At 29.1% G+C, this 24022-nt stretch carries 27 protein-coding genes; 1 reads left to right on the plus strand and 26 read right to left on the minus strand.

Going from position 1 to position 24022, the window contains the following annotated elements:
* Positions 1-17: 17 nt before the first annotated feature.
* On the minus strand, positions 18-1067 hold the full coding sequence (locus ABGF45_RS05210; RefSeq protein ID WP_134743889.1) for an FAD:protein FMN transferase: 1050 nt from the start codon (positions 1065-1067) through the stop codon (positions 18-20).
* Positions 1068-1283: 216 nt separating this feature from the next.
* Here ABGF45_RS05210 and ABGF45_RS05215 point away from each other — a divergent pair, with 216 nt between their 5' ends.
* Positions 1284-1847: a hypothetical protein gene (locus ABGF45_RS05215; RefSeq protein ID WP_134743890.1), complete on the plus strand. Its 564-nt coding sequence runs from the start codon at positions 1284-1286 to the stop codon at positions 1845-1847.
* A 129-nt stretch (positions 1848-1976) separates the two neighbouring features.
* Here ABGF45_RS05215 and ABGF45_RS05220 read toward each other — a convergent pair whose 3' ends face one another.
* The 25 genes from ABGF45_RS05220 to ABGF45_RS05340 form a co-directional block, all read right to left on the minus strand.
* Entirely contained in the window at positions 1977-3077 is a 1101-nt protein-coding gene (locus ABGF45_RS05220; RefSeq protein ID WP_134743891.1) for a hypothetical protein, read from the minus strand.
* An 81-nt stretch (positions 3078-3158) separates the two neighbouring features.
* Positions 3159-3761, minus strand: a complete 603-nt coding sequence (recR, locus tag ABGF45_RS05225; protein ID WP_134711326.1) for a recombination mediator RecR — start codon at positions 3759-3761, stop codon at positions 3159-3161.
* A gap of 67 nt (positions 3762-3828) precedes the next feature.
* Positions 3829-4164, minus strand: a complete 336-nt coding sequence (locus ABGF45_RS05230) for a YbaB/EbfC family nucleoid-associated protein (protein WP_134711327.1) — start codon at positions 4162-4164, stop codon at positions 3829-3831.
* Positions 4165-4172: 8 nt separating this feature from the next.
* Complete coding sequence (dnaX, locus tag ABGF45_RS05235) at positions 4173-5759, minus strand: DNA polymerase III subunit gamma/tau (RefSeq protein WP_134743892.1); 1587 nt, start codon at positions 5757-5759, stop codon at positions 4173-4175.
* A gap of 1126 nt (positions 5760-6885) precedes the next feature.
* Positions 6886-7854: a GH25 family lysozyme gene (locus tag ABGF45_RS05240; RefSeq protein ID WP_408112690.1), complete on the minus strand. Its 969-nt coding sequence runs from the start codon at positions 7852-7854 to the stop codon at positions 6886-6888.
* A 136-nt stretch (positions 7855-7990) separates the two neighbouring features.
* Positions 7991-8368, minus strand: a complete 378-nt coding sequence (locus ABGF45_RS05245; protein ID WP_408112689.1) for a phage holin family protein — start codon at positions 8366-8368, stop codon at positions 7991-7993.
* 9 nt (positions 8369-8377) lie between these two features.
* On the minus strand, positions 8378-9013 hold the full coding sequence (locus ABGF45_RS05250) for a hypothetical protein (protein WP_408112688.1): 636 nt from the start codon (positions 9011-9013) through the stop codon (positions 8378-8380).
* Positions 8991-10883, minus strand: a complete 1893-nt coding sequence (locus tag ABGF45_RS05255; RefSeq protein ID WP_408112687.1) for a tail fiber domain-containing protein — start codon at positions 10881-10883, stop codon at positions 8991-8993. The genes ABGF45_RS05250 and ABGF45_RS05255 overlap by 23 nt, the downstream gene beginning before the upstream one ends.
* Complete coding sequence (locus ABGF45_RS05260; RefSeq protein WP_408112686.1) at positions 10862-12766, minus strand: phage tail spike protein; 1905 nt, start codon at positions 12764-12766, stop codon at positions 10862-10864. Before ABGF45_RS05260 ends, ABGF45_RS05255 begins: the two co-directional genes overlap by 22 nt.
* The gene (locus ABGF45_RS05265; RefSeq protein WP_408112685.1) at positions 12763-13503 is read right to left on the minus strand and encodes a distal tail protein Dit; all 741 of its coding nucleotides are present in this window, start codon (positions 13501-13503) and stop codon (positions 12763-12765) included. Before ABGF45_RS05265 ends, ABGF45_RS05260 begins: the two co-directional genes overlap by 4 nt.
* 8 nt (positions 13504-13511) lie before the next feature.
* Complete coding sequence (locus tag ABGF45_RS05270; RefSeq protein WP_408112684.1) at positions 13512-15545, minus strand: hypothetical protein; 2034 nt, start codon at positions 15543-15545, stop codon at positions 13512-13514.
* Positions 15542-15808: a DUF5361 domain-containing protein gene (locus ABGF45_RS05275; protein ID WP_408104453.1), complete on the minus strand. Its 267-nt coding sequence runs from the start codon at positions 15806-15808 to the stop codon at positions 15542-15544. Before ABGF45_RS05275 ends, ABGF45_RS05270 begins: the two co-directional genes overlap by 4 nt.
* 116 nt (positions 15809-15924) lie before the next feature.
* A complete protein-coding gene (locus tag ABGF45_RS05280; protein WP_408112683.1) occupies positions 15925-16188 on the minus strand; it encodes a hypothetical protein in 264 nt (87 codons plus the stop codon).
* A gap of 3 nt (positions 16189-16191) precedes the next feature.
* Positions 16192-16749 carry a phage tail protein gene (locus ABGF45_RS05285; RefSeq protein ID WP_408112682.1) on the minus strand — a complete coding sequence of 186 codons (558 nt, stop codon included), beginning with the start codon at positions 16747-16749 and terminating at the stop codon, positions 16192-16194.
* A gap of 8 nt (positions 16750-16757) precedes the next feature.
* Positions 16758-17096 carry a hypothetical protein gene (locus ABGF45_RS05290; protein ID WP_408104450.1) on the minus strand — a complete coding sequence of 113 codons (339 nt, stop codon included), beginning with the start codon at positions 17094-17096 and terminating at the stop codon, positions 16758-16760.
* On the minus strand, positions 17093-17332 hold the full coding sequence (locus tag ABGF45_RS05295; protein WP_408112681.1) for a hypothetical protein: 240 nt from the start codon (positions 17330-17332) through the stop codon (positions 17093-17095). The genes ABGF45_RS05290 and ABGF45_RS05295 overlap by 4 nt, the downstream gene beginning before the upstream one ends.
* On the minus strand, positions 17325-17663 hold the full coding sequence (locus ABGF45_RS05300; protein ID WP_408112680.1) for a hypothetical protein: 339 nt from the start codon (positions 17661-17663) through the stop codon (positions 17325-17327). Before ABGF45_RS05300 ends, ABGF45_RS05295 begins: the two co-directional genes overlap by 8 nt.
* Positions 17623-18045, minus strand: coding sequence for a phage Gp19/Gp15/Gp42 family protein (locus ABGF45_RS05305; RefSeq protein WP_408112679.1), 423 nt, complete (start codon positions 18043-18045; stop codon positions 17623-17625). The genes ABGF45_RS05300 and ABGF45_RS05305 overlap by 41 nt, the downstream gene beginning before the upstream one ends.
* Positions 18046-18048: 3 nt before the next feature.
* Positions 18049-18330 carry a hypothetical protein gene (locus tag ABGF45_RS05310; protein WP_408104446.1) on the minus strand — a complete coding sequence of 94 codons (282 nt, stop codon included), beginning with the start codon at positions 18328-18330 and terminating at the stop codon, positions 18049-18051.
* A gap of 2 nt (positions 18331-18332) precedes the next feature.
* Positions 18333-19226: a phage major capsid protein gene (locus tag ABGF45_RS05315; RefSeq protein WP_408112678.1), complete on the minus strand. Its 894-nt coding sequence runs from the start codon at positions 19224-19226 to the stop codon at positions 18333-18335.
* Positions 19227-19231: 5 nt separating this feature from the next.
* Entirely contained in the window at positions 19232-19705 is a 474-nt protein-coding gene (locus ABGF45_RS05320; RefSeq protein ID WP_408112677.1) for a DUF4355 domain-containing protein, read from the minus strand.
* 80 nt (positions 19706-19785) lie between these two features.
* A complete protein-coding gene (locus ABGF45_RS05325; RefSeq protein ID WP_408112676.1) occupies positions 19786-21189 on the minus strand; it encodes a terminase in 1404 nt (467 codons plus the stop codon).
* A 96-nt stretch (positions 21190-21285) separates the two neighbouring features.
* On the minus strand, positions 21286-21480 hold the full coding sequence (locus ABGF45_RS05330) for a hypothetical protein (protein ID WP_408112675.1): 195 nt from the start codon (positions 21478-21480) through the stop codon (positions 21286-21288).
* 2 nt (positions 21481-21482) lie between these two features.
* Positions 21483-22703, minus strand: a complete 1221-nt coding sequence (locus ABGF45_RS05335) for a polymorphic toxin type 50 domain-containing protein (protein WP_408112674.1) — start codon at positions 22701-22703, stop codon at positions 21483-21485.
* A complete protein-coding gene (locus tag ABGF45_RS05340; RefSeq protein WP_408112673.1) occupies positions 22696-23952 on the minus strand; it encodes a hypothetical protein in 1257 nt (418 codons plus the stop codon). The genes ABGF45_RS05335 and ABGF45_RS05340 overlap by 8 nt, the downstream gene beginning before the upstream one ends.
* Between the last annotated feature and the right edge of the window lie 70 nt (positions 23953-24022).

Consider the following 24022-nt stretch of genomic DNA (forward strand, 5'->3'; position numbering starts at 1 on the left):
TTGCATTATCCTCTTTTTTAATTTTCTTTATTGATTATTTTATTCATATTTTCAGTATTTGTCGCTTCTTTATCATCAACCCATACAATACCAATCTCCACATCTTTATAATTTTCCAATATTTTCTTAGCTTCTTCTTTAGTAGATAAATATAAAGCTGTTGAAAGCATATCTGCCAACCCTGAATCATCTGTAACTACCGATACAGCTCTATAAATTGTTTCAGGTTGAAGTGTTTTAGGATTAATTATATGATGATATCTTTTACCATTATGCATAAAAAATCTTTGGTAATCACCACTTGTAACTATTGATTTAGAACCATTTATATTTAATATCTTAATACTTTTTTTGTTGTTCTCATCAGGATTTTGAAGACCTATCTTCCATTCCTTTCTTCCATCTCCTGGAAGACCTATCGTTCTAACATTACCACCAGCATTTATGGATGCATTTTTTACACCCTTAGATTCCAATTTTTTCGCTACAAGCTCTGTAGCATAGCCTTTAGCTACCGCTCCAAAATCAATACTTGTATTAGAATTTTTTATAAATACCGTCATATTTTTTTCATCTAATACTACTTCATTTATATCTGAATATTTATTTGCTTTTATTAAATCTTCTTTTTTAGGTATAATAGTCTTTCTATCATCTTCTTTACCAACATTTTCTTCTCTAATATCATGCCAAATTGTAAGTACATTTCCCATAGCTATATTTACTTTACCTAAAGTTTTATCATAATTTTCTTTTGAAAATTTAATTAAATTAAATAAATCTTTATCCACTTTTAACGGCTTTTTCCCTGCGTTTTCATTCAATGTCTTTACATTTATTATACCTTCATAACTACGATAATTATCATATAATTTATGAAGTCTCTTATATTCCGATTCTACAAATTTGGCATTTTTATCAAATTCTTTTTTATTATCTGCGTATTCCAAATACTGAACTTGAGTATCAAATGTATCATAAAAAATCGTATTAAATTTTTGCTTTTCTTGCTTCGTGCAGCCGCCCAAAACCATTAATAAAAGTAATATACTTAAAATTTTTCTCAAAATTTCCCCCTTTTTAAATTTAAAACTATATTTTTATATTATACTACTAAATCTTAAAATTTAAATAAAAAATACCATCATAAAATAATATAGTAGATATTTAAATCAATTAAATATGTGATTTATTAACTAAATAAATGAACTTTTTTACTTAACCTACAAATAACTAAGAATATATAGTATAATTGACGTAACAAAGCAATTTAGGAGGTAAGCATGTTTTTACTGGTACTATACCAAAACGATTTTGAACATAAGTTTGGACTTTTTGAAACTATAGAGCAAGGAAGAAAATTTCTAAATTTAATTCCCGGCTATAAAATAAAATCGAAAGACGGATTTGAATATGAAACAATAGATTTTTCAGCTTTAAAAGACTATGAAGAAATAAAATTCAACAATCACATCATTCCCTTCACCAAATTTTCTTTTTCTGGTGATGAATTAATAAATATTGACTGGTATGAACTTCCAAACCTCTCTAACAAAGGATTTGGGATGATTTCAGGTGCTACCAAAGTTGATGCATACGTTATTAGCAACGAAAAAGTAAAAGATTATATAAACAAAAGAGAAAAAAAATACATACATGTCAAAAACCTTCTAGAAAAAAAAGGATTTAATGTTGATAGGAGTTTTGCCGGTTCAGAAGATGGTGAAGCAATTTTGTATAAAGAAAACAATTCGAATGAATGGCATTTCTTATGCCATATGGATCCTGATTTTGTTGAAAGAAATATCAGTGATAAAGAATTTTTAGAATATATTATAGAAGAGTAGTCGAAAAATATCCCACTTTTTTTCTCTTGCTTTTTATTGTACACTTTCAATGCTACTACGGATAAATATTATGATTAACAAATAAAAAACTAGGATGAATATCACCCTAGTATTTTCAATTCCTATAAATTATTTAGATGTTTTAATTGAACTTACTAATGTCTTAATTAAACCTTCTACAGTTATTGTTGTAGAAGCTAATAGGTCAGCATCTGTTGCTTTACCTTTTTCTAATTTTAGAGCAACTAATTGATCTGCTGTTTTTCCTTCAGCAAATTTTTCTAAACCTTGAACTTGTTCAAACCATTCTTTTTTTATTTTTGATGCTTTTTTCATATCATATTTATCACCTAAAGCTTTTTTAGTTGTTCCCTGTTGTTTTAAATCTGTCATTATCGAGCCATCTTTATTAAATGATATTGTGTTTTGTGCATTATCTATAACTGTTTTCACTACTACACTTTTATTATCTGTAGCTGTCAACACAACAATTGTTTCAAATTGCACAGAAGCACCTTTATAACCTTTAGCTTCCTTTGTAGCTTGACCTAAAATAGTTGTTACTCCTAATCCTAAGTTTTTTGCCCCTTTAACTTCTACTGCATTATCCCATGCTGCTTTAACAGCTTTTTGAAATTCTCCAATATCCATAGTTACTGATGAAACTAAGTCGGCTTGTGTAGGAACACTTAAATGATTATCATCTTTTTTGGTAGTTTCAATGCCTAAAACTTGTTCTGCTGTTTTTCCTAAAATGTATTTTTGAAATGCATTTGCTTGTTCAAACCATTCTTTTTTTATTTTTGACGCTTTTTTCATTCCATATTTATCTTGTACTTCCTGTTTAGTCATAAATTGTACTTCTGACGGTTTTTTAGCAAATGTACCATCATCCCTTAACAAAAATTTACTTTGAGCGACATCTATATATGCTTCAACTATTTTACCCTCTTTATCAAAAGCTAATCCTGCAATTGTAACATTTGATACAGCATCGCCTTTACCATCTTTTAATGGTTTTGCCGATAACCCGACTGACGATCCTAACCCTATTTTTACTATTTCAGCTTTAGCTTTAGCTGGTGTCCTTTCAAAAGAAACTTTATCCTCTTTCTTTTCTTCTATTTTTGTTTCTTTCTTATTGTTATCTTTGGGTACTTTCTTTTCACCACAAGCTACCAAAGTTAATACTAAAACTAAAGATAACATTAAGCTCATTATTTTTTTCATTTTCCCCCCTTAGAATGAAATTTGTGATATTTTTATCATATCTTATCATATATATCAAAAAATATAGTTGTCAATTATTGATTATTTTATTGTTTTTCTATCTTCTAGAGCTTTAGATAAAGTTATTTCATCAAAATATTCTAAATTACCACCAACAGGAATACCACTTGCAATTCTTGTAATTTTTATATTTTTATCTTTTATTAATTCTTTAATAAATAGCATTGTAGTTTCTCCTTCAACAGTTGGAGAAATCGCAAAAATTATTTCCTTAATTCTGCCGCTATTTACATAATTAATTAAATTATCTATATTGATATTTTCCGTATCTATTAAATAATTAGGATTAATAAGTCCATTTAATACATAATATTTTCCTGTATATGTATTAGTTTTTTCAATAGTTAAAAGATTTGTAACATCTTCAACTACACAAATTACACTATCATCTCTTCTATTATCGGAACAGATGTCACACACCTCATTTTCTGTAATATTCCCACATATTTCGCACTTTTTTATATTATTTTTTACATTTTCTAAAGACTTAATAATTGATTCAATACTTTCTTTTTCCATATTTACAATGTGAAGTGCCATTCTTTGAGCAGATTTTCTACCAATTGACGGCAATTTTCTTAAATTTTCAATTAAATCTTCTACCGGTCCCGGATATTCAAACATATTTCCCTCTTAAACTTATATATTAAAAAATGGTGCTACAAAGTAATTGCAACACCTTTATAATCTATTAAAACATACCTGGTAATGATATACCACCAGTTAACTTACCCATTTTTTCTTCTGAGAACTTTTCAACTTGTGATATTGCATCATTTACTGCAGTAAGAATCATATCTTGTAAAATTTCTACATCTTCTGGATCTACTGCATCCGGACTAATTTTAATGGATAAAATTTGTTTTTTCCCATTTGCTTCTACTTCCACAACTCCACCGCCAGCTGTTGCTGTAAATACTTGCTCTTCAATTTCTGTTTGAGCTTGCTCCATCTTTTTTTGCATTTGTTGTACTTGTTTCATCATTTGGCTCATGTTTCCTCCGCCGAATCCACCTCTTCTTGACATATATCCTCCTATTTTTTATCTTTTATAATTAATTCACCTTCTGAAAATAAGCTTTTTAACCTATTAATTTTTTCATCACTATTTGTACTATTGTGATTTTTAAATTCTAAAAATTCAATTTCATAAGTTCTATTTAATTTTTTAGACAATTCTTCACATGCTTTTTTAAAGAAAAAGTTCATACTTAATCTCATAGGCATATGCTCTTTATCTATATAAAAAATTATTTTACCTATTTTATGTTCTGTATTTTTCAATCCTTCAAAAATCATATTTGCTGTTTGATATTTTTCATTGATTATATTTCTAAAAATCTTTACAGCATCAATATCATCAGTGTTTGAAACTTCTGGTTCATCTTTATAAATATCATCAGTTAAAAAATCATCTCTTGATTCAACTGATATACTAACTTTATTTTCCGAATCACTATCTATAATTGTACCATTATCTTGTCTATCTTCAAAATTTTTATAGCCATTTTTTTCAATAAAATCTAACCTTTCCTCAAGATTCTTAACCTTAGCTTCTAATTGTTTTCTAGGTAAATAATCTATTAATCTAATACTTCCTACTCTGAAAAGTAAGTTAGCACTATCAGATTTTTTCATCATTTCTTCATAATCCAATAAAATCTCTACTGAATTTATTATTTGATCTAATGATATTGAAGATATCAATCCATCATATATATCTTCTTTAACTCCAACTTTTATATAAATTAAATCCTTAAAAAATGTAATTATTTCTTTTATAAAATTATGAGAATCTTTTCCCTTGTCCAATTCTTCATCAATTATAGATATCAAACTCTTAATATCTTTGCTAAAAATTGATTTTGCATATCTAAACTTAACATCATCACTAAATATTCCTAATAAATCAGTAACTTGATTTGTCGAGATATTTTTATTTCCTATAGATATAACTTGATCTAAAATAGAAAGAGCATCTCTCATTGCTCCGGATGCAACACCTGCTATTATCTCAATAGCTCTTTTTTCCATTTCAATATTTTCACTATTTAATATAAATTTTATTTGCTTAGTAATATCATTTTCTGATAAAGACTTAAATTCATATCTCTGAGTTCTAGATAAAATTGTATCTGGAATCTTATCAATTTCTGTAGTTGCAAGTATAAATATTAAATGCTTAGGTGGTTCCTCCATAATTTTTAACAAAGCATTAAAAGCATCATTTGTAATCATATGTGCTTCATCAATTATATAAACCTTATATTTTAGTGATGTTGGTGGATAAATAACCTGATCTCTAAGTTGTCTAATATCATCAATCCTACGATTTGATGCAGCATCCATCTCAATAACATCCATATTTTCTTCCGTTAATATTGACCTACAATTAGCACATTCATTACATGGATTACCATTTACAGGATTTAAGCAATTTACAGCTTTCGCAAATATTTTTGCTGTGGAAGTTTTACCGGTACCTCTAGTACCAGAAAAAACATAAGCATGCGAAATCTTATTATTTTTTATTTGATTTTTAAGTATCGTAGTAATACTATCTTGTCCAAAAACTTCATCGAAGTTTTTAGGTCTATACTTTCTATATAGTGCTTGTTTCATATTTCACCTCAAAAATATTATAACATAACACCATGATAATAAATGAAAAAAGATTTTTTAGAAAATCCGAAAGCGAAATTATAAATAAAGCTATTACTGATATAGAAAATTTACAATCAGATTTAAATAAAGAAAAATAAAATTATAAAAAATTCCACTTACACAATAACTCAACTCCTTTAGGAATTAAGATTAATAATATAAGCGGATTTTATCTTATTAATATAAATCTTGCTCGTAAAAATACATTACTAAAAAATTTCATCTCTATTTTTGACTATTTTACGGATGAAATCTCTATTTTTAACTATTTTACGGATGAAATGTTCAATTTCATTAATTTCATCTGCTTTTATCGAAGTAATTCACCTTCCTACTTAAAATTTACGGACAAAAATGGCAAATAAAGGCTTTTTGTCTGCTATTTTCTTCAAAATATTCAAAATTTTACGGACAAAATCTGGAAAATTTTGAAATCCGTCTGCTTTTAATTATAAAAAAAATGTAACAATATTGGCATTAACATTTTATCACATTTCTGCCATAATTTTATAAGTAGGAATTACAAATTTATATCCAATAAAAATATCGACTACATCTATAACTAATTATTCGAAGAAAAAAAACTAGTTACACCGCATAAACACTTTAAGTATGGATTAATAATCCATAGGTTTTAAAATCTAGCTTAGATTTTTATATCTAACTCAAAAAATCAGATATAAGAGTTGGTCATGAACTCACTGCTTTTTGGCAGTGAGTTTTTCTTTGTAGCTAACCCACAAAGTAACCCCCTTGAAAAATAGCTATTTCAAGGGGGTTAATAATTAATTTACTTGGTATGGTATAAAGTTAATAATGACTACATTACTGTCATACAGCTATTATTGTATGTTTAAAGTATGCTACTAATCTCAATCTAACTCTTTTTTCTTTGTTCTATTAATTTTTCTAATTCTTGAATCTCTTCTAGAGTTGCATTTAATATATTTCTTTGCACCTGATTTATTTCTAATATGATTTATTTTATCTTTATTTTTTTATTCCATTTTATTATATAATATTTAATTTAATTTTAAAATAAAAAAAAGAGCCTATATCAATTAAGATACAAGCCCTATTTTTATTAAAATCTTATCTCTTCAATTTGTCCATCTTTATTAACTTTCAACAATGCTTCTTCTAACATTTTTCCGTTGTCATCAAATTTATACCATTTCTTGTCAATTTGTCTAAATTCATTTGATATCATATTTCCATTTTTCGAGTCTAAATAATACCACTTATCTTTATACTTAACCCAACCGGTTTTCATGTAACCTTTTTCATTAAAATAGTACCATTTATTATTTATTTTTTCCCAAGCATTTTTTGTATATGAGCCATCAGCGTGTTTATACCACCAACCTATCTCATCTTTTAACCATTCTGATTTTTGTATTTTTTTAGAGTTATGGTACCCATTTTTAAATCTATTTGGATAATCTCTATAATCAATATTTAGATCAATATTCCCATTATATCCTTTTACTCTTCCTTCTGATGTGTATTGCCACATTCCCGCATCACCATAGCCATTATATCCTCTATAATCAGCGACCCACACAGCATAATCTAACTGACTCATATCCATGTTATTATTTAGCCATGAAGTGCTTGCATAAATACCAGCTGGATATCCTGCTTTTTCAATCTCATCACAAAATGCTTTAGCTACATTTGTTAAAGACTGCCTGTTTAAATATTGGTGTCCAATACCTCTCCCATCATCTCCGCTGTGTTCGCTGTCAAACCATATAGGATATTTAATATCAAGATTATATTTTTTTATAATATCCAAACAGAATCTAGCTTCTTTTCTTGCTATTGATTCTGTCATAGCCGTAGAAAAATAATAAATACCTAAATTGGTTTTTCTTCTTAGATTACTGATGTGTGCAGATAATAAATTATCTTCGTTACATTCTGTACCTGTACCCCAACCAGTAAATCCAGCTCTTAAAATTACACCATCTATATTTTTTGCAAATATATCATAATTAAAATTATCTTCACTATTCCAAGTCGATATATCTGCTACTTTTCTTTCTACCATTCTTCCTCCTTTTTTTTTTATAAAAATAGGAACTAGAATATTTTACTCCCAGTTCCTATATATTTTTTAAATATTTAATTAAAAATTAGGCATATATTTATATGCTTAATCAAAAAAACTATGCTTAAAATCCATTTTATTGCTTATTATTTTCTATCTCTTTTATAAAATTATTAAATAATGTAATATTTACTCCCATTTTTTGTAAATTTTCTAAAATTGATTTTAATTCCATTAGTAAATATCCTAGGTATAATACATATACTAAAGTTGCTCCAACTCCATTAGGAATAATTACGGAAAGTGGAATAAAGAAAATCATTACAATAATGCTTATAAGCTTTCTTAGAATCCCGTTAATTCCTTTTTTGCTTTCAAATTTTATATCTGGGTTAATTTTTGCTGCAATTGTTCCTGAAATAAAATCAATTATCATAGCTATTGCTATTAATGTTAATATGAAGATTACTTTATTGTCTTCTGTAACTATTAATTGTCTTAAATATTCAAACATGTTTACCTCCTATTTAACTTTTGGGATTAATATCCATTTGTCATACTCTTCTGGAATTTTTCCATTTGATATTTTTTCTGTAGCTTTATATAATTTGTTATAATAAATCACATAGTCGTTAACTTGATAAGTTTCTTCTGCGTACCAATTTTTTGCAGTTTTTATATTTTTTACATATTCTTCGTTTTCCCCTTTTTTAATGATTTCTGGAATAACTTTTTCTCTCCAAAATTCATCGTTGATACCCGGTATATTTTCGTAATCAGATTTATGGTCTTTGTTTGCATAATAAATTTTATCGTTTTTCTTTACTATGTCATCAGTTGAATATATCTTATCGATGATCCACTCATCTATTACATTCAAATATGTTTTGTCATCTGTTCCATTTTTTATTTTGTCTAAAATTAATTCGTTTAATAGCTTATTCTTGTCCTCTAAATTTTCAACATCTATCCCTTGTTTTTTTAATTCTTCGATGTTTGAAATTTGTTTTTGTAATTCTTCCTTTTTATAATCTAAATTTGCAATTTTATCTTCAATTTTTGCAACTTCTTCTTTAGCTTTTGATAATTTTTCAAATTCAGCTTCTTTTATTTTTTCATTAAATAAAATTTCATTTTTAAGTTCTTTTATTTTTTTCATTTTGAATTTTCTCCTTTAACTCTTTTATTTCTTCTTGTAATTCTTTAATTCCTTTAAGAGAAATGCTGATTAATCTCAACAAATCAAGCTTGAGTATATCTCCATCTTTATATACTAGACTTTCATCTATTTTTTGTATATCTTGTGCAATTAGTCCTATATTTGTATGCACTTGATGAAATGGTCCATCTATCCAATCATACTCTTTGAACTCGAGACTATCTATAATATTCATAGCTTTATGCTTTGTTTTCTTGATATTCTTTTTAAGTTTTTTATCTGAGGTGTTATTTTTAACAGACGGCCATAATGAATAGTCTTTACCATCGTAAGTGTAGTATATGTCAGTTTCTTTTAATAAAAGCCCTAACCCTTTTGAATTTTTATAGTTAGATATTTTTGTTCCTGTAGAAATATCTTCAATCCTTAAGGTGTTGATTCCTTTAGTCTTAACATATCCATCAAAAAAACCTACATAACGATTAGTACCGCCGCCAAATCCAGATACAAAAAGCCCTTGATCTGTTTCTTTTGGAAAATAATTTATTCCGACAGATTTTTGCCCCAAAACAAAAGGGAATTCTGATTTATTAATTGTTATTATTCTTTTATATTCAACAACAGAATCACCCCAAATTAATGTGTAAGTCTTACTTTCGCTTACGGGAAGATTGGTTGCGTATAATATATCTTTAGTAATTGTGTGCGATGAGGCGGGTTCAATTTTCCACATGGGTCGATTTCCCGTTAGTGCCGTATCGTATTCTATAGTGCCTTTAATTTTCACATCAGAACCTGAAACGTCAATCTCACCGCCCCTATATCTATACGCTGAGAAATTCAAAAGTTTTGGCTTTTTGTACGGCAAAACATTAATTTTAACGCTGTTCTTTACGGTATATCCTCTAGTATCAGTTGTGGTAACAGTTGCGTTATATAATCCTGTTTTAGTCGATATAAATTTTGCTGTAGTCCCCTTTTTTTTCATCCCTTGAAATTCGATATAGGTGTCTTTTATGCTTGCTCCATCGTATGCTTTAGGAGAAGATTTAATTATTAATTCGTGTTGATTGTTTAATATTTGATTAGATTTAATTAATTTAAATCCATACCCTTTTCTGTCGAATGAAATATCAATTTTGGGTTGTCTAGCTTCAAGGTTAAGTTGTTTCTCGAATTTATGTTTATTTATGAGAGTGTTACCGTCACTTGTGTAGACTTCTAATTCAATATATATCCACGCATATGTTCTATTATATGATGAATTTTTTATTTCAGATAAATTATTATTAAAGTTAATACTGTTACCACTTGAGTAGGCTCCTTTTAAGTTATTATCAAAATAACTTCTATAAGTTTTTTTGTTTCGTTTGTAGTCCCACCAAGCGTATAGTACTTTCACGATAACCGAACTATCATATTTTTTAAACGTGATGGTTTTGTCTCCATTTAACTTATCCCATCCACTTGCAAGGCTAACATCATATATTCCTCTATTTATTTTATCAAGCGATACATTTTGGTTAATACTAATATTCCCCGATTCCCATACGTAAGCGCTTACTTTGAATAAAACGTTTTTATTTCCATCTTGATTGTGGGGTATTGTTATCGTTCCATACTTTATAACAGTTCCTTTTCTAACGTTTGGGTGTGAACTTGTAGAATATACATTATCTCCTTCGATACTTACAGATATATTCTTATATTCTGCCCAACCATTACCTCCCGAAGCGTTTATGCCGTATACCTTATATGATATTGTGCTTGAATTATTAATAGTTGATTGACTTGTTATACTCCAATCAATCGCAAGTCCATAAGAATAATCTCCAACTGTATTACTTCTTATGGTTCCACTTCTTGCCATACCGATCCCCCTGTCCATACAAATATTGTAAAAATATCTCCATATTTAACTATTGTGTGATTTCCTGCACCTAAATTATTTTTTACAAATATACTTTTTGCGTATACATTTTCGTCTTTTATCTTAACTACATCTACTCCGTCTACAACCATTGCCATTCCGTCGCTACTCATTCTCATACTATTAGTATCGTTACCAATCCATTCAGTGTATGAATTCCCATTACTGTCGACCCCGTTTTGAATAATAGCTCTAATTTTTTGTAATTCTTCTTCATTTCCGCTTAATAGTTGTCTTAATTGCTCGAATTCAATAGTAAAAGAATCTTTTTCTTGAGTTAATTTGGAAATCGAGTTGTTTAATTCTTCTTTGTTTTGATCTATATAAGTTTTATTTTCTTCAATGCTTCCAACCATATTAGTGATTGACACATTTGAAGATAAATCAAGAGACTGTCCTACGTCTGACGCTAGTTTGTTTGCTGTGATGGAGTGAGTTCCTATAGACTCTCCTGCTATTCCGTTGCCGTCTATGGCTGTCTGCCACTTCCAAGCTCCATCAGTGCCTTTTTCGTTTGAAATTAAAACTTTTCCAGCCCCTAAATAAACTACCTTTGTTGGATTCTCATTTATTGGTTTGTCAAAAGAGTAAATACCCGCTGGTAAGTTGTATTCATTGTTAGCGTCAAGATTGTAAGTGTATCCGTCTTCGTTGAAGTAGTCTAAATTTATATCCTTTAACCTTGATTCTAAAAGACTTTCTATTTGTTCAAATTGTTTTTGTTTTTCTTCCTTTTCAACTCTAATCCTGTCTACCTGTGATACCGTTACTTTATCTCCAAATTCAAAACTTTTTATTTTTTCATTAAGTAAATTTGTTTTAATCTTGAAAATTCTAGTTTTGTATCTGATATCTAAATCGGGTCTTATTATTGCAACTATCTCTCCAAGTTCAATTCTATCTGTATCAAAAGATGAAGCCTTTAATTGTAGTTTAGGTCTTGAGTTTTCTAACGCGTATTCGTAAGTTGCTTGTAATAACTTTTCTTTATCTTCAATATTTGAAAATTCAATATGTGTAATTTTAGGACTACCATCAGGGTAACCAAACATATTTGTCATTTCTTTTATTTCTACATAGTTTTGATTTTTAGGTTTTTCAACAGGTTTTCCGTTTGATATTAACCATTCAACTTCTTCAAATGTGATTTTTCTACCATATCCACCAGTTGAATTGCCGTCCTCATCTTTTTTCTCTTCCCCTTTACCTAATCCAATAAAAGCTGTAAAAATATTAGAATGATTTTCCTCTGCTACCACAGATACTAGTTTATCTCCGTACTCGTACCATTTTCCATAGTCTTTACTTATATGATCTTCAAAATAGATTTTTTTAATTAACTTACCACCACTAAAAGACAAATTGACTCTATATTCACACTTGGCTTCTTTTAATAGTTTATAAAAAGCTTCAAGAGAAGATATCCTATATAAATTTAAATTAATACTTGATTTCGCTGTTGAAAAGACATGCCAATCAGTTTTATCAAAGATTACATCAGCTATATTTTTAACCGTCTTATCTTTGAATCTCTTATCATCAATCACTCTGCCTTTTAAGTCGTCAAATAGAATGTGTATACCCTTTAATTCAATCCTTGATTTTTCTTTTTTATAATTTAAAATTTTATACATAAAAAAATTAGATTCTCTTTTATATCCAAAAAATCTAATCTCTTTTTTATGTTTTTTAAATTGTTTATAAGGCATGTTAATTATACTTTTAATTTGTCCGTTCAACACCATCTCTTCATGAGCTTCTAATATTTGCGATTTATCTATTTCATCTATAAGACTTTGATTTTTATTGAATATATATATCATAACATCACACCTCTATACTTTATGGAGGGGTTTTTCGTCCCGATAAATTCTATACTATCTCCATTAGATACCTTAAACTTTTTCCAGGTTGAAACTGTATAATCAAGCTTTTCAGAAACATTACCACCATTTATAGTGATTTTATTTTTTGATACAATAACTTTACCAGTTAATTTTTCTATATTTGATACTTTTATTTTTTCCCTACTTGTAATGTTTTTAATTTCAAATTCCTCTCCAGTATTTTCAAACTCAAAAGCTGTCCAATCTATTTTGAAATGTTTTTCTTTATAGTCTATTTTTATATTTTCGCCTTTTTGTGTAACTTCATCTAGATATCTAAAAGGATTACTACAATGTATAGTGAAGCTTCCAACACCTGTAAAATAATCATATTTAATACTTTCTGTTCGAGATAATCTGCCTGTGCGATAGCCTTTTTCGTCATCAAATGAAAATTTAACCTCTTGATCTGTTTGTAAGATTAAATTTAAATCTTCTTCAAGTTCAAGTCTTTCTTTGTTATTTTTTGTATAAAAAATAAAATAAACTTTTATGTCTTTGCTTGGATATTTTTCGCTTTCTATATAATCTCCATTACTTCCCTCTATATCTATAAGTTTTAAGGTAGGAGATGTTAAGCCCCTACCTTCAACATTTATTGTCATGTAGTTTTTTAGCTTATCATCAAGCACTACATCATTATATTTTATTTTGCAATATCGTCTTTCTTCCATAGCACCTCCTAATAAGCCAATTCTAATTCCATATCTTTGTCGTTTGCAGAATTTATTGTTTCTCTAAACGCTCTAAACGTGTTACCGCCCATGTTTAATTTAATCTCTAAAGGTCTATTGTTATCTAAGGTTAATTCACTATCATTAATTTGAGTGTTTAGTTTCAAGTTACCTTTTGAATTAAAATCAAAATCGTTACTCATATCTCTCATAGCTTCATTTTCTATCTTATCCATAGCTTTTGATACTGTTGACACTTCATCTGTAATACCTAAAGCTAGCCCTTGACCTAACATAGCCCCCACTTCATTTCTAAATACTCTAGATGGAGAATGTATTCCAAAAAATCCTTTTATGCTACTTAAAATACTGCTTGCAAATCCCGATATTTTAGACTTGATCCAACCCGTAACGTCTGATATCCCATTCCACAATCCTTTTATTAAATTTTTACCAACGTTGTAAATTCCAGACAATAAAGCTCCAAAAGCATTTAAAATCCCACTTATGACTTGTGGAATTTTAGATACAACATAAGGGATGTTTTGTATTATTCCTGTTGCAAGTTTTACAATCAATTCTAACCCTTTAGCTAAAAATTTAGGTAGATTTCTTGCTATTTCAAAAATTAACTTACCCAACAAATTAGCCATAGCACTTATGATGTTAGGTAAATTATTAAGAATACCTGTTATCATGCTAAATACTAATTTAGCTCCATTCGATAAAAATTCTGGTAATCTTTCAATTATTTTCCCTAAAACTTTTTGGATTAATTCAAACATTTTATTCAATAATCCTGGTGCTTCTTTAGATATACCATTTATAATATTAATAATAAATTCACTTCCCTTTTGATACCATTCTGGTATTTTATTTGTAATATTAATTATTATTGTATCTAACAAATTAAACCATTGATCATACAAATTAGGTAATACTGTAATCATTCCGTCAAGAATGTTATTAATAAAATTCATACCACTTTCTAAAAATTTAGGTAAATTTGTTGAAATATCATTTATTAAATTATCAATAAATCCAAATATTGTAGTTTGAATACTGTCTATATTATTAAATGCATTAAGCAAACTTGTAATAAGTTGATTTCCTAAATCTATTCCCGTTTGTATCAAAAATGGTATTCCTTCAGTGATTGCTGTTATAAAAATACCAGGTATTTGTTTTGCTATATTCCAAAGCATGGGAATCAGATTATCTATTAAAAATACTTTAGCACTTGATACTAATTCCATAAAAGCGGTATTAGCCCCCTGTCCTAATGCTAACTTACCTAAAAAGTTTGTAAACGCACTACCCATGGTAGCCCATGATCCAGATAATGTTTCTGCTGATTCCTTTGCAGTTGTACCTGTAATCTTCAAATTTGTTTGAACGGCATGAATTGCATCTCCTACATCTTTTAAGTTGTTGATGTCATATTTAACTCCTGTTAGCTTTTCAGCATCAGAAAGTAGTCTCATCATTTCTTGCTTAGTACCGCCATAACCAAGCTTCAAGTTATCAAGCATAGTATAATTTTGTTTTGCAAAGCCATTATATGCATTTTGAATTAATTCCAAAGGAGTGCCCATCTTATTAGCATTATCAGCCATATCAACAACCATGGTATCAAATGCTTTAGCACTTGCCTCTGTATTTCCTTTGGTCGCTTGTAGAAGAGAAGCCCCAAATCCTGTAGCTAACTCTTGATAAGCATTTTGCGATAAATTAGCTCTTTTATATGCTGTTTCAGCGTTTTTTTGAACATCTTTAAAATGTTTGCCGTAAATAGTTTCAATCCCGCCTAGTGATTGTTGAAGCTTACCTCCTTCGGTAATTGTGTCTTTTATGACTTTAGCTATGCCCAATGCACCTGCAAATTTACTAATCGTACCAACTAATCCTTTTCCTAAAAAAGAACCTGCAGCACTTCCAGCTTTTTCTCCCTCAGGGGCTAATGCATCACTTATTGAATTTGAGATTCCTTTTGTTGTGGGAACTACTTGAACATACGCTTTGCCTAGTTGTGTACCACTCATGTAGCACCTCCTTTTATAATCCTTTTTCTTTCTTTTTCAAATTCCTCACTAGATATAAATACTTGATTTTCATTTGTTTTTTCACTCGATTGAAGTAGCTCTGTTATCATGGTAGGTCTATTTCGATTTTTACTTCCATCTTTAGTTTTTGCCCACCATAATAAAGATAATAAGTCTGTTGCTTTAGCAAGTAATAAAGTATTGAAGTTATAATTTATACTTTGGTATTTTTGCTTAACTCTACTATCATCTCTTAGGCCCATACAAAAAATAGCTACCTTTAGTGGTGGCATATCTCTGTACTCGTATATGTTGTAATATTCAGCTAAATCACAAATTAATTCATCTTCATATTTTTTTATAATTCTAGCAAGGAAAATTAGTTTTTTATTTCTTTTACTGATGTAAATATTTCAGTCATGGCTTCTTCCATGCTATTTATTGACACTTTTCCATTTTCATCTCTTAGAAAATTTAATAAGGTTTCTTTTTGCTTACCAAAAATTTTATTAACTATCTTAACTATTATTAATTTGTTGTTTTCAACTTCAGAAAATAATTCTAATAATTCATAATCGTTAAAACTTTCTTTATCGATTTTGTATTCAAACCCATTTTTTAATTTTCCTTTAATAAAATCCATAAATTATCCTTTCGTTATATATTCATAATGTGTATTACCTTTTTCGTCAGGCAAGGCCTTAACTGTTGTTTCATATCCAACGGCTTCCCCGTCTGTATAAGTTATTTCCCCAACTTCTGATACTACTCCATTCGGAATAAATATTCTCTTTAGAATCCCACCATTTAATATCATATCTACTACAAATAATTTAGCTTCTTGTGGTGTTGAGTTGGCTTTTACCGTTATTCCGTCTTCTAAAGTTCCTTCAATGTTTTTATTCCCATATACAACCTTTAACACTTCTTCATTTAACACTTCTATTAATGTAAATGTGAATGTATCTGGTTTAGATGTTTGTACAGTTAACACTGTATCTCCACCCCAAGCGGATATGTCTTCTGTTTCTGCTGTGTTAGAATTTACTAAGCCATCTTCTGAAACATAGCCTAAATTTTTAAACGCTTTGTCTAAATCTGTCGTTGCGTCTGTTGGTTTTGCTTCTGTTGCAAGTGGCGCAGTAAATATAGCTCCTCCGACTTTAGGTTTTCCGAATGTTACATTTTTTACATTGTTTCCCATATTTCCTCCTAATAATGATAGATATCAAATACTGCTTGATATCTATGCTTTTTTCTTTCTTCATCTGTGAAATTGTAATCTGAATTCAATTCAATTCTTGATATTTCATTAAGTTTTATCAAATTTTCAACCTCTTTTTTTACTTTTTCATTCAAAATAACTGCATCATACACGCTTTTTGAATATGATTGAAAAGTAAATGTCGAATTGATTAAATGATTATTTTTCCCACTTCCTGTCTTTTCTATAATTACAAATTCTGTAATTTTGTCATCTTTTGGATAAATAAAAAAACAAGGAATATTAAGTCCTTGCTTTAGATTATCCAATATTATTTTTTCTATCATCTTAATACCTTTAATAAAGTGTTGTTTTTGTTATTATCTCTTTTTGCTGATTTAGTCTTAGCAACAACCAAAGTTTTTAGTCTATCTCCACTTCTTACAACTTGCCCTTCATAGCCTTTACCAGCTTTTCCTGAAATATTATTAGCATAGGTATTTAACATACTATTCATTTCTTCAGAAAAAAGTAATTTTGACACGCCTTTTTTATTTAATTTAAACTTAAATTTTCTAGTCATATCTTTCTACCTTATACTTTTTATTCCATGCAAGTGGAATCATACTTTCAACGCCCTCTTCTGCTTCAGTAATGACTTTCCAAGTTTTATTAAAGAATTTAACTTTTTGATTTTCCCAAATGTTTATATCCCCTTTAGGTATTGCTATTGTATATATAGTCTTTCGTCCTTCAAGATCATTAACATTTACCAAATCATTTGCTGTGGCTGGAGCAACTAAAACGTTTTGCACTTCAATTTCTTTTTCTTCATAAATAGGTTCTCCAAGTGGATTCTCTCCAATTTTTACTCTATTTATTAAAGTTACAATTATCCCTTGAATTAACATCATATATATCTATCGCTCCATATCTTTGTTTTCTTAATCCTAACCTTTTTAACTCATCTCTTTTGATAAATACTCCACCCCCTGGATTAAAGTATTTTCCTGATATACTATATCCAAGTGCAGCTTGACTAAATTGAGTCATAGGTTCAGAATTAGTAGAACTCATTAAAGCCCTTGATACAATGTCTACAATAACTGATTTTACAACGCTCTTATAAGCTTCATTTTTTTTTACTTTATCATCTAAATTTATTCTTACTTCTTCAGCATGTAATCTTAACATGTTAGATACGACATCAATTAATGCTTCTGCTTTTTCACTTTCTTGAGGTGATAAAGGTCTAAATAAGATATTAACATCTTCTATTGTAGCTAACTTATTCATAGACTACCTACTTTCTAGCATTAAATCCCACAACTCTTTCTTTTTCATTTTTGGAGTATATTCTATTCCAAATGCGTCAAGTTCTTTTTTTATATCAGCGACTGTAACCATATCATATTCACTAGATAAATCTTTTTTGGATTCTTCTTTTTCTACGTGTACAACCTCTTGAACTTCATCTTTTTTTTCTTCTACAGGGGCACTTGGGTCATATTCAACCCAAGCTCCTGCTAATTTACTAGATGTTTCTATGATTGCACCAGTATTTTTATTGACATATTTCATAATTAACCTTCTTGAACCATTGCAAATGACTTTTCGTCTAATATGCCCCAACCAATATATGCTTCAGCTCTTAAGCATACTTCATTGTGTGCTTTTAAGTCTTTACCTGTTTGATCTGGGTCGCCATATTCGATAACTTCCATTGGTACATTTTCAGCATACCCCCATTTGAATGCTTTATCAAAATCTCCTACAATCGCATGGTCTTTTTTAGCTGTACCACCATTTATTGTTAAAGTTCTATTTACGTCAAGTTTCATTCCTGCAAAGTTTTGTGGTTTGCCACCAAATCTAAATTCAGGGTATTGTACTACATTATTAACTTTTACTTTTCCTAATGCTGACCCTGCATTTGGTGATAAAGCTAATCCTGTTACTACTCCCCCACCTAATAATACTTGTTCAACTGCCACTTCTAAGTTTTCATCAATTCTACCTGCATCATAAACTGTTATATTTTCAGTAATTAACCCATCAAATGAATTTTTTGCTTTAAATGATGCATCCGTCAATGTTTTTGGTTCTAATCCATGAATTGCAGCAATATCAAACGCTTCTGCTATTTTTACTGCAAAACCATTTGCGAAATTATTCATGTATTGCAATTTTTTTTCTTCTACACAGTACATAAATTCATCTGATACTCTTGTTTGATATACAATTTTTACTGGTTTAATTGTTTTTGAAGTTATTTTAGCTTCTCCTGCTTCTTTCTTTTCTCCTTCTCCTACAATTTGTGCATTTCCTTCCAAGTTAAATACAAAAATTTCACTTCCTGAAAATGGAATTGGTGTTTGATTTGATAATACAGCTAAAGCTGAATGTCCTTTTACTTTATCAAACATTTCTGTTACTAATTCTGGGTTAAATAATTGTCCTGTTTTTAATGTTGGCATATGTTTTATTCTCCTCTATTCGTTAAATTATTTGCCATATCTAATAAGGCTTTGTTTCTTCCTTCATACTTGCTCCCTTTAGGTTCACTTGACTTTAAAGGAGCAATTGGTGTCTTCTGTCCTATATACTCTGCTAATTTAATAGCATCATTTGTCAGTTCTTCTTCATTAGATCCAGTTAATCTGTCTGCTAAGTCATACGGTATACCATTTTGTAAAGCTATAGAAGTTTTTAATTTTGATATTTCATAATTACTCAATTTACCTTCAAGCTCTTTAATTTTATTATTTAAACCTTCGCTTCCAGTTTTTCCTTCTTCTAATGCTTTGTCTTTTTCTCCAATTTGAACTTTTAAATTATCTCTTTCAGTTGTTAATTCGTCTATTTGATTTTGGAATTTTTCTTTTTCCTTTTTTAACCTTGTAGAAATAATCTTATCTAATTCTTCTTGAGTTTCTATTACTTTAAATTCTGACATTTTTCTTCCTTTCTCACCCTTTACCCGGGGTTATCGGTAATTTTTTATATTAAAAAACCAACACTTTTATTGTGCTGGTGTTAATATCGTATTCTTTGAATTTTTTTAGGTTTAATTTCCGAACATATCCAATATGCTAATATTGCACTGTCCATAAGTGATATATCTCTATCTTCATATTGACTTTTATAACCAAATCCCCCTTGACTTCCTATGGGTCTCTTTTCACAGTTAGTTACGACCGCTCTTAATGAATCTTGATTATTATGACATATATTTTTTTGATATATCGCTTGCTCCCATTTTGCATTTGCATTGATTACATCTGATACTTTTGGTAGTATAACTTTCGCATTTATTTTTAATTCTTTAATTTGATTATTCAATATACTCTGTCCATTAGCTCCATCAACCACAATTGATTCTATATCTGCGAATTTTAGAAAATCCAATATCCATCTATTACCATTTCTTACATTTACACAATCAATTGATTCAATAAATATCTTATCACTTAATGTTTTAACAGCTATACTTAAAGCTACATTAGTTCCATCTTTACCATATTTTATCCCTACATTTAATTTTCCAATTAACATAGGTATAGATAATACTCTAAGCTTATCCCAATCAATTTCTGTTATTGCTGACTTTTGATTATATTTAATCCAAAGGCCAAGTCTTTGAATGTTAAAGTCAATCTTATCTTCTCCAACTTCATCCTCAATCGCTCTTTCTTTTAAGTGAAATCCTAAAGATGGATTAGTCAAATACCATAACTCACGGTCGTTACAGTCTGATTCATTATCAACACCCCATTCAGCCCACATTGTATTTTTGCTGTTTCCCTCAAGTGCTTTATTTCTCATGTTAAGAAATACTGTACCACTTGACACCATTGTTGGTGGCGTCCCGCAAAATAAAGTTTGAGGATTCTTACTGTCTGTAACTACATATTTAAGTGCTGACTCTTGATCTTCAGTATATTCTTGAGCTTCATCAATTATAAGTAAATCAAAACCTTCCCCAAGTCCACCTGTAGATGTCCTTGTCCTAAATGATATTTTCCCACCAGTTGCAAAAAATTCAATAACCTCAAGTCCTTTTTGTGCAAGCTTTCTAAAATCTTCTCCCTCTATATATCCAGCATTTATAATAACTTTTACCAATTTATTCCATGCAGATGATGAAGTTGAAGTTCTATGAGCTGTATGTAGTATTTGTTCACCTTTCATGAGTCCGTATAACTCACGCATTATTACAATTTCGTTTTTACCATTTCTTCGAGGTAGTGAATATCCTACTTTAGTGTGAGTCCATAACCCATCATCATTTATAGCTAATATGTGCTTCATTAAACCTTTTTGCCATGGTAAAGCAGTCCTTTCTGATTTTTCATATAGTTTTATAGATTCTTCATATAAACTTACTTTATACGGCAATATTACCGATTGAGTAGGATTTTGATTCCCTATTTTAACCATTTTATCCCCTTTCAATCTGATAAAGCAGTTTTATGACTTGCTTAGGTCAATTTTTTTAATTAAAAAAGCACCTCTAACATTTTAGTTAGTTGTGCTTTATTCTAGTATTTCTATTGATTTAATATCTGACTCATAGAAGCCATAATACATACCATCTTTAGTTTTTATATCTAATATATCTTCTTCCGATTCATTGGTTTCTGCATCCATATAATAAGCCATACCAATAAATTTATTATTATCTACATCTATTAATTTAACATATTTATTGTTATAGTTTAGTAATTTCATTTTTACTCCTCTCTATGATAAGTTGGAATTAAATGTGATCCAGTTTTTGAATAATGAATTGTCATTCCATTAGCAATATTACCCGAATATATATCAATTCCTAAATTTATTGATTCCTTAAAATCAACTATTTCATGATTTTTAATATCACCTTTGATTTGTCTAAATCTTCCAGTCATTTTATATTCATTATATAACTTTTCCACATCTACGTCATCATAAAAATAACTTTTATATTCCCCTGCAGTAGATTGTATATGTCTTTTTTGTTTGTCTATATTAATTTCATCTTTCCATATACCTTTATTAAAATTATTTTGAATAAATACATGGTCTTTTAATTTTTCATACTCTACTGGGTTATCATATTTCAAATTCTGAAATGCTGATAAAGATTTAGGCATTCTATCTTCGCCCAATATATCCATATATTTTTTATATTGTTCTCTATCATCTTTTCTATTTATATCTTTTATTTGAATATTATGTCTTTTTCTTATTTCTATTTTATCATCTTTTTCAGGATCATACCACTTTTTAGAATGAACATTCTGCTTCCTTCCATCTCCTGAATAATAATCTACTGTACACCTACAATATCTATGTCTTTTATAGATATCTTTTGGAACATTAGGATAATCATATTTACCGACTACACTTTTACACCAGTCACAACAATTTCCAACTTCTGTCCTTATTATTTTTGGCTTCAATCCCATTTTATAGTGATGATCTACATTAGTTTTTATTGTATCATCTACAATTGATTGACTAAAATTCTTCACTGGTTCACCTAATATCCAAGATATGCTGTCGAAATTATCTTCATTTGATAATCTTTCGATTATTCCATCTATTCTTGATTGATTTATTTTTGGCTTAATCCCATTTATGTTTAATTTTGCTTGATTATTTAATGCTGTTTGAGTTTCAACTGCATAATCTGAAATTAGATTGTAATTTGCTTTTAGTCTATCGTTTATAATTCTTTCAGCTATATTAAAATACATTTTTCCATCTGGTAGTACATCAGACGATAATACACTTTTAAAAGCTTCAGATAATGCATTTCCTAATTCTACTGCATAATCATTTGCATCTTGATAATTTGACAATTTAGCTTCTAGAATACTTTCTAAATCTTTTACAAGTTGATTATTTTGTAAATTTTCATCAAATTCTTTTTTGATTTTCTCAAGTAGTTCAGGTGCAATATCATTCATTTGTTGCACCTCTTATTCCCGTTAAATCTCTCAACACTTCATTATTAATATACCCTGGCATTGCTTGATTAATCTTTATTGCACCATCTCCTACAAGTGATATTGTTGAAGCGTCAGGCCTAAAGATTGGCTCCCATTTCATTTCTAAATGAGTAAATGCTTCACGTCTATACTCTAGTTCATCTCTAAGACAAACTGATAAATATCCTACATTTAAGAATCCACTCCCGAATCCTCTTTGTGCTTTTTCAGCCATTACTCTTAAAGTTTCATGACTTGCTTTAATTGCTTCAGCACTTGATGGATTATCCGAAATAAATCCTAAGTCATCTAAGGTAAGTCCTGTTTCCCCAGCGAAACCACTAGCAGCCATTCTTAATTGCTCTACAAAAGGACTCATTGATGGTGTTGTAAATTGCCCTAATTTTGGTGAATCTCCATCTTCATCTTTTTCAAATGATAACATGGATGCAATAGTTGCTCTCCAACTGTCTAATTGTTCAGCATTGTTACTCAACCCAGTTACATATTTTTGTGGAAATGAATAAAATTCAGCTGTAATATCAGCCCTTTCTAAAGTCCTTTTAGCATATTTTTGCCAATACTCACATGATTTAGTAATCCTACTTCTTCCAAATGGTCTTACCGCATCTGGTCTGTGAAGTATTGGTACAAGTAGTGGATAAGGAACTTTATGTCTTATCTCTTGAATATTTTCATCTTCATCTTCATTTTTAGATATTATTGTTGTCACATAAGGTTCAAAAAACGCTTCTAAAATAGGCTTATTTTTCTTATCTCTATCTAACACTGCATATCCCTCTTTAAGTAACCCTGTTATAGGATCAATAACCCCTGTAGCATTTAATGATTCAATTACTTGTAACCTAATTGAATCTCTTTCATCTTTTGAGATATAAATAAAACTACAAGATGAAATTAATGCATTAAGTATAGCACTATCGAATAATATATCTGGGTTATTTGTTCTAAATATATCGTTAATATTATATATGCTGTCTTTAATTTCTCTGAACACCAATCTGTCTGCAAGAGAATCTACAGCTTTTGTTGTCCAACCTAAACTTGCTCTATATCTATCTCTTATGTGTCTAGGAATGACAAATCCTATATCATAGTCAAAGTATTTTACATCATATTGAGCATATCTTTGCATAGCTCTTTTTTCAAAAGTTTTTAATTTTTTTCTTAAATATTCAAGCTTTTCATATCGCTTATTTTGTTCCATGGTATCTCCTTTAATTTATTCAGCGAGAAAAATGTACAGTAAGGGCGGGGAAGGTCATTTGGTGTAAGGG

The sequence above is a fragment of the Helcococcus sp. KG196 genome (genome assembly GCF_046035495.1).
GTDB lineage: Bacteria > Bacillota > Clostridia > Tissierellales > Peptoniphilaceae > Helcococcus > Helcococcus ovis.

What these genes read in the sequence shown, in the direction of transcription:
- ABGF45_RS05250 (WP_408112688.1), bottom strand. Translation starts at nt 9,013, where the DNA reads ATGAAAAAAATAAAAGAACTTAAAAATGAAATTTTATTTAATGAAAAA.
- ABGF45_RS05240 (WP_408112690.1), bottom strand. Translation starts at nt 7,854, where the DNA reads ATGGTAGAAAGAAAAGTAGCAGATATATCGACTTGGAATAGTGAAGAT.
- ABGF45_RS05325 (WP_408112676.1), bottom strand. Translation starts at nt 21,189, where the DNA reads ATGGTTAAAATAGGGAATCAAAATCCTACTCAATCGGTAATATTGCCG.
- ABGF45_RS05260 (WP_408112686.1), bottom strand. Translation starts at nt 12,766, where the DNA reads ATGATATATATATTCAATAAAAATCAAAGTCTTATAGATGAAATAGAT.
- ABGF45_RS05220 (WP_134743891.1), bottom strand. Translation starts at nt 3,077, where the DNA reads ATGAAAAAAATAATGAGCTTAATGTTATCTTTAGTTTTAGTATTAACT.
- ABGF45_RS05230 (WP_134711327.1), bottom strand. Translation starts at nt 4,164, where the DNA reads ATGTCAAGAAGAGGTGGATTCGGCGGAGGAAACATGAGCCAAATGATG.
- ABGF45_RS05320 (WP_408112677.1), bottom strand. Translation starts at nt 19,705, where the DNA reads ATGTCAGAATTTAAAGTAATAGAAACTCAAGAAGAATTAGATAAGATT.
- ABGF45_RS05310 (WP_408104446.1), bottom strand. Translation starts at nt 18,330, where the DNA reads ATGAAATATGTCAATAAAAATACTGGTGCAATCATAGAAACATCTAGT.
- ABGF45_RS05285 (WP_408112682.1), bottom strand. Translation starts at nt 16,749, where the DNA reads ATGGGAAACAATGTAAAAAATGTAACATTCGGAAAACCTAAAGTCGGA.
- ABGF45_RS05245 (WP_408112689.1), bottom strand. Translation starts at nt 8,368, where the DNA reads ATGTTTGAATATTTAAGACAATTAATAGTTACAGAAGACAATAAAGTA.
- ABGF45_RS05275 (WP_408104453.1), bottom strand. Translation starts at nt 15,808, where the DNA reads ATGGGCCTAAGAGATGATAGTAGAGTTAAGCAAAAATACCAAAGTATA.
- ABGF45_RS05280 (WP_408112683.1), bottom strand. Translation starts at nt 16,188, where the DNA reads ATGGATTTTATTAAAGGAAAATTAAAAAATGGGTTTGAATACAAAATC.
- dnaX (WP_134743892.1), bottom strand. Translation starts at nt 5,759, where the DNA reads ATGAAACAAGCACTATATAGAAAGTATAGACCTAAAAACTTCGATGAA.
- ABGF45_RS05270 (WP_408112684.1), bottom strand. Translation starts at nt 15,545, where the DNA reads ATGAGTGGTACACAACTAGGCAAAGCGTATGTTCAAGTAGTTCCCACA.
- ABGF45_RS05315 (WP_408112678.1), bottom strand. Translation starts at nt 19,226, where the DNA reads ATGCCAACATTAAAAACAGGACAATTATTTAACCCAGAATTAGTAACA.
- ABGF45_RS05305 (WP_408112679.1), bottom strand. Translation starts at nt 18,045, where the DNA reads ATGAATAAGTTAGCTACAATAGAAGATGTTAATATCTTATTTAGACCT.
- ABGF45_RS05295 (WP_408112681.1), bottom strand. Translation starts at nt 17,332, where the DNA reads ATGACTAGAAAATTTAAGTTTAAATTAAATAAAAAAGGCGTGTCAAAA.
- ABGF45_RS05255 (WP_408112687.1), bottom strand. Translation starts at nt 10,883, where the DNA reads ATGGCAAGAAGTGGAACCATAAGAAGTAATACAGTTGGAGATTATTCT.
- ABGF45_RS05300 (WP_408112680.1), bottom strand. Translation starts at nt 17,663, where the DNA reads ATGATGTTAATTCAAGGGATAATTGTAACTTTAATAAATAGAGTAAAA.
- ABGF45_RS05215 (WP_134743890.1), top strand. Translation starts at nt 1,284, where the DNA reads ATGTTTTTACTGGTACTATACCAAAACGATTTTGAACATAAGTTTGGA.
- recR (WP_134711326.1), bottom strand. Translation starts at nt 3,761, where the DNA reads ATGTTTGAATATCCGGGACCGGTAGAAGATTTAATTGAAAATTTAAGA.
- ABGF45_RS05340 (WP_408112673.1), bottom strand. Translation starts at nt 23,952, where the DNA reads ATGGAACAAAATAAGCGATATGAAAAGCTTGAATATTTAAGAAAAAAA.
- ABGF45_RS05290 (WP_408104450.1), bottom strand. Translation starts at nt 17,096, where the DNA reads ATGATAGAAAAAATAATATTGGATAATCTAAAGCAAGGACTTAATATT.
- ABGF45_RS05330 (WP_408112675.1), bottom strand. Translation starts at nt 21,480, where the DNA reads ATGAAATTACTAAACTATAACAATAAATATGTTAAATTAATAGATGTA.
- ABGF45_RS05335 (WP_408112674.1), bottom strand. Translation starts at nt 22,703, where the DNA reads ATGAATGATATTGCACCTGAACTACTTGAGAAAATCAAAAAAGAATTT.
- ABGF45_RS05265 (WP_408112685.1), bottom strand. Translation starts at nt 13,503, where the DNA reads ATGGAAGAAAGACGATATTGCAAAATAAAATATAATGATGTAGTGCTT.